The 17,460-nt window shown below is 46.5% G+C and carries 15 protein-coding genes; 10 read left to right on the top strand and 5 right to left on the bottom strand.

Annotated features, from left to right (window positions below):
• The 8 genes from KQI79_RS22730 to KQI79_RS22695 all read left to right on the top strand — a co-directional run.
• A partial coding sequence (locus tag KQI79_RS22730; protein ID WP_216540600.1) for a response regulator transcription factor occupies positions 1-583 on the top strand: 583 nt, incomplete at its 5' end.
• A 336-nt stretch (positions 584-919) separates the two neighbouring features.
• The gene (locus tag KQI79_RS22725) at positions 920-1,279 is read left to right on the top strand and encodes a hypothetical protein (protein ID WP_216540599.1); all 360 of its coding nucleotides are present in this window, start codon (positions 920-922) and stop codon (positions 1,277-1,279) included.
• A 210-nt stretch (positions 1,280-1,489) separates the two neighbouring features.
• Positions 1,490-2,020 (top strand): SMI1/KNR4 family protein, encoded by a 531-nt coding sequence (locus KQI79_RS22720; protein WP_216540598.1) that lies wholly within the window; start codon positions 1,490-1,492, stop codon positions 2,018-2,020.
• Positions 2,021-2,154: 134 nt separating this feature from the next.
• Positions 2,155-2,832, top strand: coding sequence for a hypothetical protein (locus KQI79_RS22715; protein ID WP_216540597.1), 678 nt, complete (start codon positions 2,155-2,157; stop codon positions 2,830-2,832).
• Between the two features lie 213 nt (positions 2,833-3,045).
• Positions 3,046-3,243, top strand: coding sequence for a response regulator transcription factor (locus KQI79_RS28385; RefSeq protein WP_367398231.1), 198 nt, complete (start codon positions 3,046-3,048; stop codon positions 3,241-3,243).
• 51 nt (positions 3,244-3,294) lie between these two features.
• The gene (locus tag KQI79_RS22705; protein ID WP_216540595.1) at positions 3,295-3,804 is read left to right on the top strand and encodes a putative periplasmic lipoprotein; all 510 of its coding nucleotides are present in this window, start codon (positions 3,295-3,297) and stop codon (positions 3,802-3,804) included.
• Between the two features lie 659 nt (positions 3,805-4,463).
• Positions 4,464-5,765 (top strand): ABC transporter substrate-binding protein, encoded by a 1,302-nt coding sequence (locus KQI79_RS22700; RefSeq protein ID WP_216540594.1) that lies wholly within the window; start codon positions 4,464-4,466, stop codon positions 5,763-5,765.
• A gap of 275 nt (positions 5,766-6,040) precedes the next feature.
• Positions 6,041-6,610 carry a hypothetical protein gene (locus KQI79_RS22695; RefSeq protein WP_216540593.1) on the top strand — a complete coding sequence of 190 codons (570 nt, stop codon included), beginning with the start codon at positions 6,041-6,043 and terminating at the stop codon, positions 6,608-6,610.
• 8 nt (positions 6,611-6,618) lie between these two features.
• Here the strand turns inward: KQI79_RS22695 and KQI79_RS22690 are convergent, their stop codons facing one another.
• The 5 genes from KQI79_RS22690 to KQI79_RS22670 form a co-directional block, all read right to left on the bottom strand.
• Positions 6,619-7,002 (bottom strand): VOC family protein, encoded by a 384-nt coding sequence (locus KQI79_RS22690; RefSeq protein ID WP_216540592.1) that lies wholly within the window; start codon positions 7,000-7,002, stop codon positions 6,619-6,621.
• A gap of 101 nt (positions 7,003-7,103) precedes the next feature.
• Positions 7,104-7,382 (bottom strand): ArsR/SmtB family transcription factor, encoded by a 279-nt coding sequence (locus KQI79_RS22685; RefSeq protein ID WP_216540591.1) that lies wholly within the window; start codon positions 7,380-7,382, stop codon positions 7,104-7,106.
• Positions 7,383-7,791: 409 nt separating this feature from the next.
• On the bottom strand, positions 7,792-8,757 hold the full coding sequence (locus tag KQI79_RS22680) for a LacI family DNA-binding transcriptional regulator (protein ID WP_216540590.1): 966 nt from the start codon (positions 8,755-8,757) through the stop codon (positions 7,792-7,794).
• Positions 8,758-9,205: 448 nt separating this feature from the next.
• Entirely contained in the window at positions 9,206-12,550 is a 3,345-nt protein-coding gene (locus KQI79_RS22675; protein ID WP_216540589.1) for a GH36-type glycosyl hydrolase domain-containing protein, read from the bottom strand.
• 15 nt (positions 12,551-12,565) lie between these two features.
• Complete coding sequence (locus KQI79_RS22670) at positions 12,566-14,734, bottom strand: glycoside hydrolase family 3 N-terminal domain-containing protein (RefSeq protein WP_216540588.1); 2,169 nt, start codon at positions 14,732-14,734, stop codon at positions 12,566-12,568.
• Positions 14,735-15,207: 473 nt separating this feature from the next.
• On the opposite strand from KQI79_RS22670, the gene KQI79_RS22665 reads away from it, so the two are divergent.
• On the top strand, positions 15,208-16,467 hold the full coding sequence (locus KQI79_RS22665) for a sugar ABC transporter substrate-binding protein (protein WP_216540587.1): 1,260 nt from the start codon (positions 15,208-15,210) through the stop codon (positions 16,465-16,467).
• A 91-nt stretch (positions 16,468-16,558) separates the two neighbouring features.
• A complete protein-coding gene (locus KQI79_RS22660) occupies positions 16,559-17,446 on the top strand; it encodes a carbohydrate ABC transporter permease (RefSeq protein ID WP_216540586.1) in 888 nt (295 codons plus the stop codon).
• Positions 17,447-17,460 lie beyond the last annotated feature (14 nt).

Here is a 17,460-nt window from a genome sequence, read left to right as displayed (position 1 = left end):
GAACAGGCTCACGCTATATGGAGGCATCCTTTTCCTTTTCTGTGATACGGACATTATATTCGTCAATCCCTGGACAGGCAATACCGTCAGCTTTCGGGCATTATGCTTCAGCGTAAACACCGTACCGTTTCATGAGAATTTACATATTATACGAAATATAAAAATAAATTATTCCGATCTGCACATCATAGCATACGTCGACAAGGAAGATGTTCACCTCTATAACGATTTGCTGGCAGCTGGCGTTAGCGGAGTTTTCGTTAAAAGTGCCGATCCGCAGCAAATAAGAAGATTACTGTATAGTATTCTCGATGGCGATACGGTCATCCCCCTTTGGCTAGTGGACGCATATCGCTCCAGAAAATCGGAAGATCCGGTCATAGGGATGGAACATTTGTCGGATCGGGATAAGCAAATATTACAATGTGTATCGAATGGATACACGAATTCGGAAATTGCTGCGGAGTTGCACTTAAGCGTTAGATCGATTGAAACTAATTTATCGAAAATATATAGGAAATTGAATGTTAAATCCCGCCTGGAAGCGGTGAAGCAAGGTTATGCTATTGGATTCATAAAATAAATTTCATGCAATGAAACACTGGAGCCAAACTGATTGCAGAGGTGAAAGTTTTGAAAAAATAATCATCGTCGTGCTATGCTTTATTTTCATCATAGGCTGTTCAAAGGTAGCAGATTATTCGGTGCCTACGGAGCAACATTGGCTGATTCTTTAAGTTAAATTCAGGATAGCACTGGAACTGAATATTTCCATTTCTTTGATTGTTTGATTCTTTTTACAACCAGGTTATGTCCTGCTTATATAAAGGTGGTGAAACAAAGTTACGAAAGTATAAAAAAACTTTAATTATAACGCTCTTGTTATTTATTTTTATAATAGGAGGATACTTGTATTATTTTGCTTCTAAATTATATAAAAAATCTAAACCAGTTTGATATACAAATCGGAACTCAACAAAATCAAGAGTTTGGATATTTTAACGATGCTGGCAAAAGATTTAAAAACGACACAACACTAATTGCAGTTGCAATATATCCTCAAATTGGGCCACTTGATTCCTATAAAAAAGCCTCTCTTAAGGTATCACCTAAAGGATTAGATAAAGTTCTCCAAAGAGATGAGTGGAGGGAACATGAAAATTTAAGGATTTCAGCTCCGCTTTACCTAGACAATTTAAAATGGCCTAGAGGAACGTATACGATTACTTTTACTCGTGGTAATGAACTTGTAAAGTCAATTGATTTTGAACTGTATTAAAAAGAGATGGTTTATAATGCGGACATTGAAACATCATGCTCTTAAAGGGCTTAAGGATAATTAGGTTTTGGTAAGCTCGTAAACATTATTCCCTCTTATACACTAACTACATGTCACCCAAAATAATTGGAATTTAACAATTCGTAAATAAAAATTTGGTAAAATATCGTATAATACCATTATATCCCCTAATTGGAAGAGGTTCTGTATATGGCAGATAATTCATTGATCTACAAAAGTATTTCAGCATTAAAACAAAGATTAATAAACAACGGAGGATTCATTGAAATTCAACTAGAAAACGGTCAATTGGATAAATATGGTTGTTCGTTTAAATTGCCTGCGGTAGACGAAGAATGGAATGAACTTATCGAAAAAATAGGTCCGCTTCCCGTTGACTATTTAGCCTTATTTAAATTATGTAATGGTTGTAGTCTCTTTGATCATCCATTATATGGAGGAGAAAACCACATTTTTAGTCTAAGTGAGATACTTGAATACAATCGAAAAGACGAAGTCCATAATTGGTTGAAAATAGCTTATATCTATGATGATTACATAGTAATTAATATGGATAGGGTTCGAAATAATCAATCACATTATCTATTTGTTACCGAAAGTACCGATCCATTTGAATACAGTAGGGATCTTTACTGCAATTTCGAAACATGGTTGGAACGTTTTATCATCACTAACGGGAATAAATTTTGGAACTGGGGGGCGGAACCATACAAGTACTAAGATATGGTGGGATATTTCAATGAGTCTATTAATTTTGTGTTCGGTTTACGATTTTTGTGTCTCTTATAAATAGATGAACTGTTGAAATGGGAAATAATAAAATCAGCGTTAAATTTTAGATTGAGGTAAAGGCAATGAACTGGTTAAGAAAAATTGACAGGAGTTATTTAAGTCGCTACGAGAAAAGCACATTTTTTGAAGAGGAATTTAACATTAGAAGACTTCATAATATCGGCGGATACGATCATATTAGTGTAACGGCCCAATTTTTCCTAACGCCAGAATTATTGGGGAAAGAACGAGTCGTTTCCCATATTCCCACTCCGTCAACCGAGGTATATTTGCAAACCATCGAGGAGATAGCTGTACATTTCCAACATGTTAAGATTGTTGAAAAAAGTGGAATTCCTTGCGAGGTGATTTTGCAAGATATCAATCCAATGTCAAAAAAACAAATGGAAAAAATATTGAACCATGATGCGCTTAATCCCATTGTTAAAGATATCTATTATTCAAGCAGCCTAAGATTAGAAGAAAGTATCAATAATATTGGATATTATTCCGTGATTAAAACGAATATAGACCGAATAGAAATGAAGTCGTTCGATCCTGCTTGGCAGTTTATTTTCGATAGCTATATAATGCAGGATGGTTCGGTTTCCATTGTTCCAAGTAACTGGATATTTGATGATCATCTTAAAGAAAAGGTCAGTTTACAATATTTCGCTTTTAAATGCAAAGAAATAATTTTTACTGTAGATTTAACTGCAAGTAAAGTTCTTGCGCTTTCACTTTTCAATGAATTAGATTAAAGTTTGATTGAACTACTCCAAGAAAATTCAACTAAGCGGCCCTTACGATTATTAGGGAGCTGTTTTTTGTTGTCTCTAGGAAACAGAATCTCTGTCTTTTCTTGAGGGGACTCGATTTTTGCAATTCTTTTTAATAGATTTTTTAATACGGTCATCCCCCTTTGGCTAGTGGACGCATATCGCTCCAGAAAATCGGAAGATTCGGTCATAGGGATGGAAGATTTGTCGGATCGGGATAAACAAATATTACAATTTCTATCGAATGGATATACGAATTCTGAAATTGCCGCGGAATTGCACTTAAGCGTTAGATCGATTGAGACGAATTTATCAAAAATATATAAGAAATTACAAGTCAAATCGCGCCTTGAAGCGGTGAAGCAAGGTTATGCCATTGGATTCATAAAATAAATTTCATGCAATGAAACACTGGGGCCAAACTGATTGCAGAGGTGAAGTTTCATGAAAAAATTAATCATCGTCGCGCTTTGCGTTATTTTCATCATAGGTTGCTCAAAGGTAGCGGATTATTCAGTGCCTACGGAGCAACAATTGATTGATTTTTTGGGATCGAAGGATATTACTCCGTTAGACATGCATTTTTTTAAGGATACGGCGGTTGTACTGCACGGGGCGGAGTATAGTAATGCCATTTCATTTATATCCTATGAAGATATTGAAAAGAGACATGTTATCAATGCTAGCAGTACGAGTGCCGCTGGTCCGCTCACGATCATTCCGTATAAAGGCAGCGATCGAGATCCCTCATTTGTTGCCATTTTCCTGAACGATTCGCAACTCGTGGCCGATGCGACGAAGATCATCGTTGATTTCGATGGAACGCCAACAGAGACAGCGATTGAAAACAGGAGAGGCATTATTGTCAGCAGTCCCAACTCCAAACCAACGAAAAAAATGAATGTCTTAATATACGGTAATGAAAATCGTCTTTTATATAGCAATGAATTTTAGAGATTAACGCGAAATCAAAAGTGTCGATCTTGGGGGGTTAGCAAAAAACGATTTTGAAGGTTCAAGAAAGGAACCTGATGAAAAAGGTATTTACATGGAAATTTATTGGATATTCATTGCTGTTTTTGCTAAATATCATTTCATGGCTAGAGCAATCAACTTAATAATCTCTATAATTTTATTCTTAGTAATAGCGTTATACTTCGTCCTCCATTTCTCATCAAATCAAAAGAGTAAGGATAAGGGACCTAATTAGAGCAAGAAACCTTGGAAACAGAAATCGAGATCATAGTACATGGATAAGGAATGGGCTTTTTCCAATCAGTTAAATATGTGTGTTTTCCGTCAACTTTGCGATTCTCCTTCCGTCGATTTATTAAAGGGTGGAATGAATCTAATGAACAAGTACGAGATATTCGTCAATTTTACTTGGACGACATTATTACTCAAATTTTCAGATGAAATTGAACAGTTATTTAACAATTTGATTCTAAGCAATACCATACAATTTATTATCTCTTTTTTGTTTTTTACATTAGTTGCTCCTAGAATATCCCCGTACGTCAAAGCATTTTCCGAAAAATATGCAGTACGCGTGGGAATATTTTATTTGGTGCACTTCATTCTCTACTTATCTTTGTGAGTTGAAGGAGAGGCCAATGAAAAAAGTGTTTCTTATACTATGTATTGCAACGATGATGCTTACGGGTTGTCACAATCAATCTCCCAAAATACAAACTCCAACGAAAATCAAAATTCTTGCTTGGGATGAGCAAGGTTTTTATGATCGATACGGCAATATATTTCTGGCGGCACACCCACATATTGAATTAGAGGTCGTTTCCGTTCTGGACTCTGCAAAACCAGGCGAAGACTTCGGTAAAACGATTGAAAAAATCGTCAAGGAACAAAAACCGGATGTGCTTACTTTATCTATGGATTTTTATACGATATATCGGGAGAGGAATGAACTAAGTCCGCTTTCTGCTTTTATGAAAGAGGATGATTTTGATCTTTCCGGCTTCACGCCGGCAATAATCAATTATATAAAAGATGAGTTGGGAGAGTTGTACGGGCTTACGCCATCATTTACAGGCAAAGCGTTGTACTATAATAAAAAACTTTTTCATACTTATGGTGTTCCGCAACCGGCTGATACCATGACATGGGACGATGTTTTTGCTTTGGCTCAACGTTTTCTCAAATCAATGGATAATGAAGCGCCCTTGTTCGGATTTTATGATCGAGATTTATCCAATCCCTTCGTAATGGCACTTAAAATCGGGGAAGGCGGCGGGTTGTCTCTATATAACAATAACGAAATCATGTTGAATACAAAAGGATGGAACACTATTTTTCAAAGCGTGATCGATTGTTTGATAGCGGAGACCTGTTGGGATTACAACAAACAACAAGCAACCGATAGCGCAGTTTTAAAAAGACACCCTTTTCTAAAAGGTAATATTGCGATGGCGATTGATGATTCGGACTTGTATAAGATGATGACCCTGAACAAAAATGATTATAAAGATTTGGATTGGGGTGTTGTATCTTTTCCAGTTCGTGCCGAACAACCCGATACCGGGAATGGAATGCATATGGAGGAAATATTTTCAATACACTCTACTTCCACTCAAAAAAATGCGGCATGGGAATTTATTAAATATGTTTGTGGTGAAGATTATGCCAAGCTGCTCCCAAAGACGAATCCTTACGCCCTGCCGGCTCGAAAGCCTGCGGACGATCCGACCATCCCTGATATACAGGCATTTTATAAATTGGATCATGTGACGAACACGATGATGAATACATTGAGACGACTTCCAAAACCGGTTATTACAAAAATGGATGAAGTGTCTGTCACTTATATAAATGACGTCTTTGAAGGCAAGTTAACTGTTTCGGAGGCATTGCAATTAATAGAAGATGATTTGCAAGTAGAATTAAACGAGAAAAAGTAGGAGGAATGGGAGGAAAAAGAACTCATTGGTTACGATATAGATGAAAATGGCGGCTGGTCGTTTACATGGGCCTTCGGCGACAGGAAGCATACAGATACGGAATGAAAGCAGGGATGAACCTCCCGTTAAATGAAAGTCCTGGATAACGATGTGTACCTCACAAATTTTTTCACGTTACTCAAGCCAATCATTTTATTTTATCGTTATTTTTCTCCTCTTCCCTTCGTTAAATAAATAAACCTGAACAACAAAGGAAACGAAAGGGACGATCAAAAATGAGATGGTTGATAATAGCGATTGTATTTATCGGCTTGATCGGCTGCACACCCGTCAAAACGGATGTAAAGGATTTGAACGAAGAAATCAGGCAATACGGCATCGATGCCGAGATCCCGGAGATTGACGGGCTGGTTCCCGTATATGTTCATGTTAATTCCCCGCCTGTCGATGGATACGGCAACTCGATTGGGGACCATTCCGCTTTAGTTATAACCTATTCGGAAAAGAAAGGGCCAAACGTCGATATTCCGGACGAAGAGAAGGAGACTGCCGACCGAAAAATATTATACGGTCCCTACGACGGCGAGAAGGTCATGGATATGACGATAAGCAATGCGGAAAATCATCTGGATGGCGCAGAAGACTTGTCCATGAGCGACGGGGAGAAGATCCAGTATAAACAAATGAACGATCGGGTTCTGTTTGTTTTCAATCGGGAGGATTTGTCTTATTTCATCGAGGGCCGCTTTACGGACCGGTATAATCTGAAAAAATACATGGACATTGTGGAACATTTGGCGATGTCGCTCCGGGAAGAAACGACTTCCGATTCGGCGTTCGTCTAGGCGTGAAGTTATTTCTGCACAATCTGAATAAGGTTGCCGCATGTATCGTCGAAGACAGCTATTGTGAGTTCGCCCATTTTTGTCGGCTCCATAGTAAACTTCACGCCTTTTTCCAATAATCGTTTATACTCTTTATTAATATCTGCAACGCCAAACATGGTTGCTGGGATGCCATCGGCAAATATCTTCTTCTGATACTCTTTGGCGGCAGGATGGTCATTCGGTTCGAGCAAAAGCTCGGTACCGTCTTGTTCATCGGGGGAAACAAGCGTTATCCACCTAAATTCTCCGACGGGAACATCCTCCTTTTTTATAAACCCCAGCTTTTCTGAATAAAACTCCAGTGCCTTGTCTTGATCTTGTACGAATATACTGGTAACAACGATTTTCATACTGTTTTTTGCCTCCTTTGATAGTTGCGACGTTGGTGCTCTGCTAACAATCTAGCTCCAATCGGAAAAAACGTACTTTCGTCTGAAGTTTTTAATTAAAATTACTCTACCCATCCTTTCAGCAAATTTTTAAGTGGTTCGTTGTTGAAGATAATCACGCGGTATTTTCCCCTTTTTTCTGATTTTACGAGCCCTGCATCTTCCAATGCAGAAAGATGTTTAGCAATCGCCTGTCGCGAAATGGAGAGGTCGTGCTTCATAATAAGACGTGCCGTAAGTTCATACAACGTGAGCTCGTTGCGTTCGGATAGTTCGTCTAACATAAGCCGTCGAGTCGAGTCGCCTAGAGCTTTGAATATAGCGTCTTTGTCCCAATTCATAGATCTAGTATAAGCAACCCCGGGGTTGCTTGTCAAGAGTAAGCAACTATAAAGTTGCATGATAAAGAAACCGTATCATTGCTCGGGAAATAATACGATCCACTGCAACAATATCAATCATTGGCAAATGAACGGCAACCAGGAAGGAAAAGCATCAAAGACCCCGCCCATACTGGTTCGGGAGCTAAATTGGCGGGCTTGTTGCTAATATTTGCTTCAAAACTTGACAAAGGTTAGTCAATGCGATTGATGATCGATGATTTTTTCGGCTTGGAAAGAGGGGGTCGGGTGGATTGCTGCAATAAGAAGACGATTAACGCATGTCCGGCGATTGGGCTATGGATGGCAAAACCCACCGCAACGTAGGTTAGATGCCTACGCGGTGGGTTTCTCATATCATCGTGAATAACTATACCGATTGCACCGAGTCGCCGGGAACCAGTGTAACATAAATGCGTTCATGTTCGACTTCCTCGCCGGCGATGAGCTTCAGCAATTGTTCGGAGGCGATGGCTCCCCATTTGCGCTTGGAGTAGTCGATCGTTGCGATGCGGGGATGCGTGTATTGGGTAAGCTCGATATTATCGAAGCCGATGATGTGGATTTGTTCGCCTACCCGAAGCCCGGCATGAACGACCGTATCGTAGACGCCGATAGCCATTTCGTCGTTCAAGCAGAATATGGCCGCCGGTTCCGTAAATTCTTCAATCACTCGCCGGGCCGCTTCCTCGCCTGTCGATTTTGTGAAATCGCCTTGGATGGAAGTGAAGCGAATCGGTTGGTTCCGCTCAATCGTTTGCCTCGCCGCTTGCATGCGCTGCATCGAATCGAAAGAATCTTTCGGGCCGGATACGACGTAAATGTTTCGATGGCCTTTCTCGATTAAATATTCTACAGCGAGGCCCGCCCCCGCTTTGTTGTCGAGCAGCACTTGATTTACATTCGGGTGGTTCAATTCCCGGTCGAGCACGACTAATTTATGGCCGCGATCGGCATATTGAAGCAGTTCTTCGCTGGAGAAGAACCCGTCCAAAATGATAGCGCCATCAATCATCTTCTCCGGTAAAAGCCGATGGGATTGCGAGCCGCTGCATACGATGAGATCGTAGCCGTTCCTGTTCAACACTTCCTTCATGCCTTGCAATAAATCGCCGTAAAAAGCGCCGCTGAAATCGGTCAAGAACGCGCCGATGATTTTCGTTTCTTGCTTTTTCAACGTTCTGGCAGCCGCATTCGGCACATAGTTCAGTTCTTTTGCAATCGCCAAAATTTTGGCTTTCGTTTCTTCCGTTACTTTCGGGTTCCCGTTCAACGCGTAAGATACGGTTGAGATCGACACCCCGGCCTTTTTAGCGATATCTTTAATACTGACCACAACACCCGCTCCAATCGTTCATTTCCACCATTTTCTTTACTATAGCAAATTTGACGGCGATCTCGAAAGATCGCCGACGAATTCCATCCATTTTCACCGCGCTAACATGTGAAAGTTTCCTTGTATTCTACATCCGTCTATTGGATTTTATCCAGTAGAATATTTCTTTCTGACTTCGTAAAACGGCCTTTCATTGGAATTTATCCAATGAAATCTTCGCAAACGCGGCCGAAAATGATAAATAAGGTTGAGTTCATTGGAAGTTTTCCAATGGGTCTGCAAATTTTACATAAAAATTGCCAATATGATTGGATATTATCCAATGGGCAACGGAAGGGAGGCGCCAAAAGCGGGCTTTCTTCGCCTTTTGTACACCCACCGCCGTCCGCCAAACCCGTAATCCCGCAAGCCCCCCCCCCCCCCCCCGGGGCGACGCCCCGGCGAAGGCCTACATCTCGATGACGATCTCGTTCGCATCGGCGCTCAGCGTGCGGGCCAATTCCTGGCCGCGAATGCGTAGACCGCCCTGACGATAACGATTGGCTGTTCGAATCGATTCCATTTGCTGCCCGTTTATCGTCACGCTGCGAACCGGCTGGCCGCTGACGCGGTATACGAATCGTACCGGAACGTCGTTCAGCTTGAAATCGAATTGCAAACCGTCGCAGTCCTGCGGCAATACCGGGTCAACGATCAGATCATCGCCTTCGTGGCGGATGCCCAGGCAGTTCGAGATCAACTGGTTCATATAAATTCCCGGACCGCTGGAATAGATGCGCCATCCGCCTTTGACGGCCACCTTGCCTTGGCGCAGTTCGCCGAACCGTTCCTGCGCTTCGTAACGGTTGTTGAATTTGCCGTCCGAGCTGCTGAAGTAAGCGTTGCTCTGTCTGAGTTCGGCGTTCGGCACCGCATCCCGCAATCCGATCGGGTTGATCGTCTCCAGCCCTTTCCAAGCCTCTTCGGCTTTCCCCAGCTTCGCCATCGCTTCGACGAAACGGATATGCGCATGCACGTATTGCAAGCCGACTTCGCGGCCGAAGTTCGCCGCTTGTTCCGCCCGCTTGAAATGCGTGCTCACGCCACCGGCATACTGGGCCGGACGGTTCATTAACCGGACGCCGTCCGGACAATACAGTTCCCGCTTGATCAGATCGTAGTGAGCCGCGGCTTGCTTCTCGTCCAGCAATTCGCTAATGATGCTGCGCGTCATCGGAAGCAAGCGGTACTGTATACCTGTCTCGGCGTCGGTCGGGTGAAGCATCAATTTCGCTTGCCCCGGCTCTTCCATATAGACGAAGCCCGGGATGACGTCGGTTTGCAGCATGTACCGCTGGAAATCGGCTTGAATGCCGGAGGCGAGTTCCCGCAACTGAGCCGTTAACGCTTGATCCGCTTGCGCGAGCGCATCCGATAATTGCCGGAATACTTGGTACGTCAGCGCGACGGTCCAACTGCTGATCAAATACTGCTTCAGCTGCGGGTTCGCGGGCTGGAGCGTGTCGTCCCAATCGCCGTCGCCATACGAGGACAGGAACGTATCGTGCAGGAAGTTTCGCTTCATATAGTCGATTTCTTTGGCGACATGATCGGAGATCGCCGCCCGTTCTTCCGTAAACTCGAAGCTATGGCGGTCCGTATAAGGAACCCGTTCCGTCAAAATACTGTAATCCCGCGTTGCGATTAAATAATCGCCCAACACTTTTAACGGCCAGACGATAATATCGCCGTGACTTTCTTCCTGCTGAATCCGATAATACCGGTCGAACATAAACCACTGCGGCCAATTGCCTTCATCCGCATATTGATGGCTGTATACCGCAAGCAAAATTTCGCGCACTGCGTCGTATTTTTGCGTCGCCAGAAAATATTCCGTCGGTCCTTGGCATACGTCGCGCGTTCCCCATGCCGCCCCGCCGTATTGCTCCAATCCGTGCGGCACGGAATAATGCACGAGCATGTTATGCGTATACCACCAGGCGAGCGCGTTGATTTTGCCGAATTCCTCCCCAGTCCCGTTCCGGCGGGAAAGCCGGAAGCCGTTCATCACCTTCTCGTAAAATGCCCGGTAGCGGGCGGCCTCCGCGTCGGCGTCGACGGGAACGAACGGTCTTGCCTCGCCATGGATCGATCCTTGCACGGTCATCGTCCATGCGCTGCTCTCGCTGAGTTCAAGCACAACAAGGGAAGCATCCCCGGAACGGACTCCGGCCGCCAAGGCGCTCTCGTCCTTCACCGACACGTTGGAACCTTCTACCTGCATGCGATAGCAGAGACTAGGGAGCGTCTTCGCGCTGTCCGACGCCGCATCGGCCGTAAATGTCAGGATGGGCCCTGCCTGCTCCATATGAAACGGCGCATCGTATTCGTTGTTATTCATAATCACCTGTTTCGTGACGAGCCAACGATACGATTTGCCGCTCTCGGAGCGTACTTGCAAATGAATTTCCGGCGTATCCACTGTCGTGAAATTCGTAATGACGAGCGTATCGTCGGCCGTTTTATAATACCATCGCGAGTAGTTGAAGCCCATTTCGAACATGGAAGGCATCGTCAACAGACGATATTGGCCGTCCCTTTCAACATAGATGCGCTGTCCCGACGTTTTCATTACATTGAGAGCGTTCCGGGCGTTGGTGATCATTTTATTATTTGACGTATTCCCGACAACCAACTGCGAATTGAAGATGCCGTACATATAGGATGTCGAAGTCAACACTTGGTCGTTCAGCCGCGCATTGTTCCCTGTCATGATAATATGGCCGTGCGGGCGCTCGACGAGCATTTCCTTCGCCTTCAGCACGACATGCTCATGCGTCCCGGTAAAGAAAGCGAGCAATTCCCCGTCCTGGCGTTCCTCCTGACGGCGGTCCGGAAACAAACGGTCGATCTCGTCGATCGTCATGGCCTCCGTTTGCAGCGGGGCTCCGATCTTCGCGTTAAGATGTACCGGTTCAACCGGAGTGAAAGCCTGCTCGCTCACGCCATTCGCTTGGTTCCACGCTTCCGCCACATCCGCCGCGAATTCCAAAGAGGCAATCGCTTGCGGATGGTCGGGACGGAACAAGCCGTAGAACACGAATTGCGCTTTCCCGTCCAGCGTAACGCGCTCGGATTGCAGCGCCGTATAAGCAAATTCGTATTGGTATACCTCGTTGTCCAAACGCTCTTTGCCGAACGCGGCCGGTTCATTCGACTCTTTGTACGACAGGCCGAAAAACTGGAATCCGTCCGTCGAATACCCGATCGCTTTCGTTAGAGCGCCTTGCTGCATATAAGGGAATATGCCTTGCTGAGGCTGATTTTGGCGGGAGCATACGACGTACCCTTTGGTTTCGTCCTCAAATACGGCATGATCGATATATTGCGACAAATACGCTTCATTGGAACGAACGGCTCCTTTATGGGCAAGCCCGAGGTCTTGTCCGTATAAAATATCCACTTCCGCACCGCTGCCCTCGATTTGAACGTCCCAGAACCAAATGCTTTGCGGCGTCAAGGTGAACGTAACCCGATAAGACAGCGATTCGGCCGTTCCTTCCCAAATCACTTGCGTATCGGTATAACGCACTTCGCTCCCGGAGTGAACGCCCAGCAAAGGAACGACCTTGATTCCCGTGTCGCGATGCAAGCGAAGGTAAATATTGTTGAGCGATCCGTCGATCGGATTCGCGATCCATTGATTGATCATCGTGTCGTTATGCCTGATTTCGCGGATATCGCCGCTGTTCAGAAACGTAAACTCTAAATCTCCCGCCTTAACGTGGAAATTCGGGTGTAACAACGTTGTCATAGCTTCCACTCGCTTTCATTGCTTCGTTAGTGTAAATGTCAGTTCCGCCGTGTCGCGGCTGTTCGGACCGACCATGGCGACAAAATCGCCCGGATCGCTGATCCACTCCAAATTCGTATGATGATAGCGCAATTGCCGCTCCGATAAAATGAATTCCACTTCTTTACTTTCTCCCGGCTGCAGCGAGATTTTGCGAAAATCTTTCAATTCTTTGACCGGACGGACCGTTTCGCCCGCCACATCGCGCACATATAATTGCACAACCTCGTCTCCCGCAACGTCCCCGGTGTTGGTGACGCGAACGCGAATCCGCACCGGTTGTTCGGGGGTCATCGTCCCGGACGAGATAGCCGGTTCGCTATATTCGAACGACGTATAGCTCAGGCCGTAGCCGAACGGCAGCAAAGGTTCGTTCGGAATGTCCAAATATTGCGACACATAACGCTCCTGCGCGTCCGGAGCCCCTTGCGGGCGGCCGGTATTGAAATGATTGTAATAGACCGGAATTTGACCGGCGGCATAAGGGAAAGACATCGTTAAACGACCGGATGGATTATGCTTGCCGTACAATAGTTCGGCGATCGCCGCTCCGCCTTCCGTGCCGGGATACCAGGCTTCCACCACCGCGTCCGCTTGATCGAATACGCCGTGCAGGTCGAGCGGGCGGCCGTTGAACAAGACGGCAACGATCGGCTTGTTCAGCGGCTTCAGCTTCGCGATCAGCTCCAACTGCACTTGCGGCAGCCGGATATTCGCCCGCGACCCCGCCTCGCCGCTCATCTCGGAATGTTCGCCCAACGCAAGCACGATGACATCGGCGTTCCGCGCCGCCCGCAACGCTTCGTCCCATTCCGCATCCGTCCCCGTCTCGATGCCGCAGCCCCGAGCCGCAACGACGCGGTTCGCGCCGGATATCGCTCGAAGCCCGTCGTACAACCGGACGGCTTCCTCTTGTTCGCCGAGCCACGACCAAGGGCCGAGAATGTCTCCGCTCTGCGCGAACGGTCCGATCAACGCTATGTTGCGATCCTCTTGCAGCGGCAGCACCCCTTCGTTCTTCAACAGAACGATAGATTTCAATGCGGCTTCCCGCGCCGCTTGCCGATGCTCCGCGCACATCACAATTTCGCGTTCCCGCTCGGGATCCGCCCCGCGGTACGGATTGTCGAACAAGCCGAGCTTCCGCTTCAGCTTCAGGATGCGCAGCACCGCCTCGTCGATGAGCGCCTCCTCGACTTGCCCGGTTTCGACAAGATCGCGCAAATGGCGAACATAGCACGGCGTCATCATCTCGATATCGACCCCGGCTTGAATCGCTTTGCGGGCCGCTTCGGCTTCGTTCGCCGCCACGCCGTGCGGAATCAACTCTTTCACCGCGCCCCAGTCGGAGATAAGCACCCCGTCAAAGCCCCATTCGTCGCGAAGCAAGTCTCTCATCAGGCGCCGATTGCCGGTTGCCGGAATGCCGTCTACCGTATTGAACGACGTCATCACCATTTCGCAGCCTTCGTCAAGCGCCGCTTGGTACGCCGGCAAATAATATTCGCGCAATTGCCGCTCCGACATATCGACCGTATTATAGTCCCGGCCGCCTTCCGCCGCGCCGTACGCCGCGAAATGCTTGACGCAGGCGGCGACCCGCGACGGGTCCCCGGTCAAGTCGCGCCCTTGGAAGCCGCGGACGAACGCCCGCGCGAATTCGCCGTTCAAGAACGGATCTTCTCCCGTCGACTCCATGACTCGACCCCAACGCGGGTCTCTTACGAGATCGACCATCGGCGCGAAGGTGACATGAACGCCGGCCGCGGCCGCTTCCGCGGCGGCGATTTCGGCGGTTCGCTCCGCCAGCTGCATGTCCCAGGAGCATCCTAGCGCGAGCGGAACGGGAAAGATCGTCTTATACCCGTGCACGATATCGGCCATCATTAATAGGGGAATCCCTAGGCGATTGTTGTTCATATGGGCTTTCTGCACTTGAATGACTTGCTGCGCTCCGGTCAAGCCAAGCACGGAACCGGTATTGGCGACGACTTCCTTCGAGATGCCCATGGCCGCCATCGGGCCCGTAATTTGCCCCTCGCCTTCCGCTCCTTCGTAGAACGGCGCTGCGAGCTGCAGCAGTTGAGCAATTTTCTCATCTATCGTCATTTGGTTCAGGATCGAGACCAATTGTTGTTCTGTCATCTGTACAACTTCCTCTCTATCGCATGGATCGATTTTCATAGCCTTTCTGTGCACTGCATCGCACTCGCAGTATCCATCGACAATTTAATAGAAACGTTTCGATTTACTATAAAATTCATTATAATAACGTTTTCCAACGGAGTCAACCAAGCATTTGTCCTCACGGCTTGAAATTCGAAACGTTTCAAATTTGACAAAAAAACCACTTGTATACGATTTCACTCTGTTATATAATGAGTATCGAAACGTTTAGATATAGATATTACACTCGTTTTGAAAAAAATTTACGCTTTAGAGAAACGTTTCACCAATTTTCATTTCCACCCGTCTCTATGGTTGTTTCTTATTCGGGAGGGGGACGATTCGATGTCACGGGAGGTGTTCGCAGCCTGTATTGATCTGTAAATATTTTTCGTTTGAAAAACCAATATTAAAAGGAATGTTATACCAAGTTAGCGGAAGGAAGTTGAAAAATGCGAAAAACATTATCTATCGTATTAGCTGCAACGTTGCTCGTTATGGGGGTTCTCGCGGGATGTTCGTCTAGCTCGAATAACGAATCTGCCGGCGGCCAAGATAAAGAAGGGAAAGTCACGCTCAACGTATGGGGGATGGGAGAAGAAGCGAAGTCGCTTCCGAAGATCGCCGAACAGTTCGAGCAAGACAATCCGAACATTAAGGTGAACGTACAGGCATTGCCTTGGGACACCGCGCATGACAAGTTGTTGACGGCGGTCGCTTCCAAGAAAGGTCCGGATGTCGTGCAAATGGGGACGACCTGGATTCCGGAATTCGCGTCCGCGAAAGCATTGATGGATTTGGCGCCGTATGTGGAGCAATACCCGGAATTGGGCGAGGACCACTTCTATCCCGGCTCCATTATGACTGGAAAATATGAGAATGCGTATGTAGGCGTGCCGTGGTATATCGATACCCGCGTTCTGTACTACCGTTCCGACCTGTTGAAGGAAGTCGGATACGACGAAGCGCCGAAAACATGGGAAGAATTGCAAGATGCCGCCAAAAAGCTGGCCGATCGCGGCGACAATAAATACGGCATCAGCTTGGACACGAAGGAACAATCGTTAGGCTTCATGTTCGCCCGTCAGAACGGCTCGGAATTGTTCGATGCCGACGGCAAACCGTTGTTTAACCAACCGGAATTCGTCGAGGCGGTTCAATTCATGAACAGCTTCTTCGAGAACGGCTCGGCTCCGAAAGATCTCGGATTGGATGCCGTGCAAGGCTTCCGCGGCGATGGCGTCGCGCCGATGTTCATCAGCGGACCGTGGATGGTGAATCTGATTAAAGAACAAGCGCCTGATTTGGAAGGCAAATGGGGCACTGCCGTACTGCCGGCCAAAAATAACAATAAATCTACGCTTGGCGGATCCAACTTGTCCGTATTCCAATATACGCAAAATGCCGATGCGGCGGTAAAATTCGTCGCTTACATGAGCAAGCCGGAAACGCAATTGAAATGGATGGAATTGACGAAATCGCTGCCTGCCGCGAAAGAAGCTTGGGAGGATCCTATGCTGAAGGAAGACCCGAACTTCAAAGTGTTCGGCGAGCAGTTAGAGACGGCCGAGCCGATGCCGATTATCAAGCAATTCGAAGAGATCGCGCAAAACTTCTTGAGCAGCTTCGAGAACGTTTATCGCGGCGGAACGGACGTACAAAAAGAAATGGACGCTTTCAACAAGAAAGCCGAGCAAATTTTGAATAAATAATGCGTTGGAACGATGCTAACCGGCCGGCCGAACCCGCCGGTTAGCCTTCTTGTTCGCGTATCGGACGCAAGAGTAAAGGAAGTGATGCGGCATGAAAGGATTGACCCGGAGCAAAGCGCCTTATTTTTTCATTGCGCCTGCGCTTATATTGCTGTTCGTATTTTCGCTGCTGCCAATATTGGTCGCGCTTTTCATTAGTTTTACCAACATGGATTTGGCAGGATTGGCCGATTATTCCAACTTGAAGTTTGTAAGTTTCGACAATTACAAGAGCGTTCTAACCGACCCCGTTTTTCTCAAAGCGATCTATAATACATTGTTTTATGTCATTATCGGCGTTCCTTTCGTTATTCTCTGCTCCTTGACGATTGCGATTTTAATTAATTTGGGAACGTCGCGAATTTTCAAAGCCTTTCGTGTCGTCTATTACTTGCCTTCCGTTACGAATGTCGTCGCCGTCGCCGTCGTCTGGACGATCTTGTACAATCCGACCTTCGGCTTGTTCAATTATTTGCTGAAAGCGATCCACTTGCCTGCGGTTCCTTGGTTGACCGAACCGACCGTAGCGAAGGTATCTCTGATTCTTCTGGCGTTATGGCGGGCGATCGGTTTGAATATGATCATCTTTATCGCCGCTCTGCAAGGCATTCCGAAGTCTTACTACGAAGCGGCCCAGTTGGACGGGGCGACCACATGGCAGCAAGTGAGACATATTACGTTGCCGATGCTGCGCTTTGCGATCTTCTTCGTCTCGATTACGACGATGATCGGATGGCTGCAGTTCTTCGAAGAGCCGTTCATTATGACCGACGGCGGACCGCTGAACGGCACGATGTCGGTGGCGCTGTTCATTTACCGCAACGGTTTCCAACTGAGCAATTTCGGATATGCGGCGGCCGGATCGTTCGTTCTGTTCATCGCGATTATTGCGGTAACGTTAGTGCAATTCAAATTGCAAAATAAAGAATCGGACTACTAAGGAGCGGAGGTGAA

It is taken from the genome of Paenibacillus sp. MSJ-34 (assembly GCF_018918005.1).
In the GTDB taxonomy this organism is placed as follows: domain Bacteria; phylum Bacillota; class Bacilli; order Paenibacillales; family Paenibacillaceae; genus MSJ-34.
This window is presented reverse-complemented; position numbering and strand designations above follow the sequence as displayed.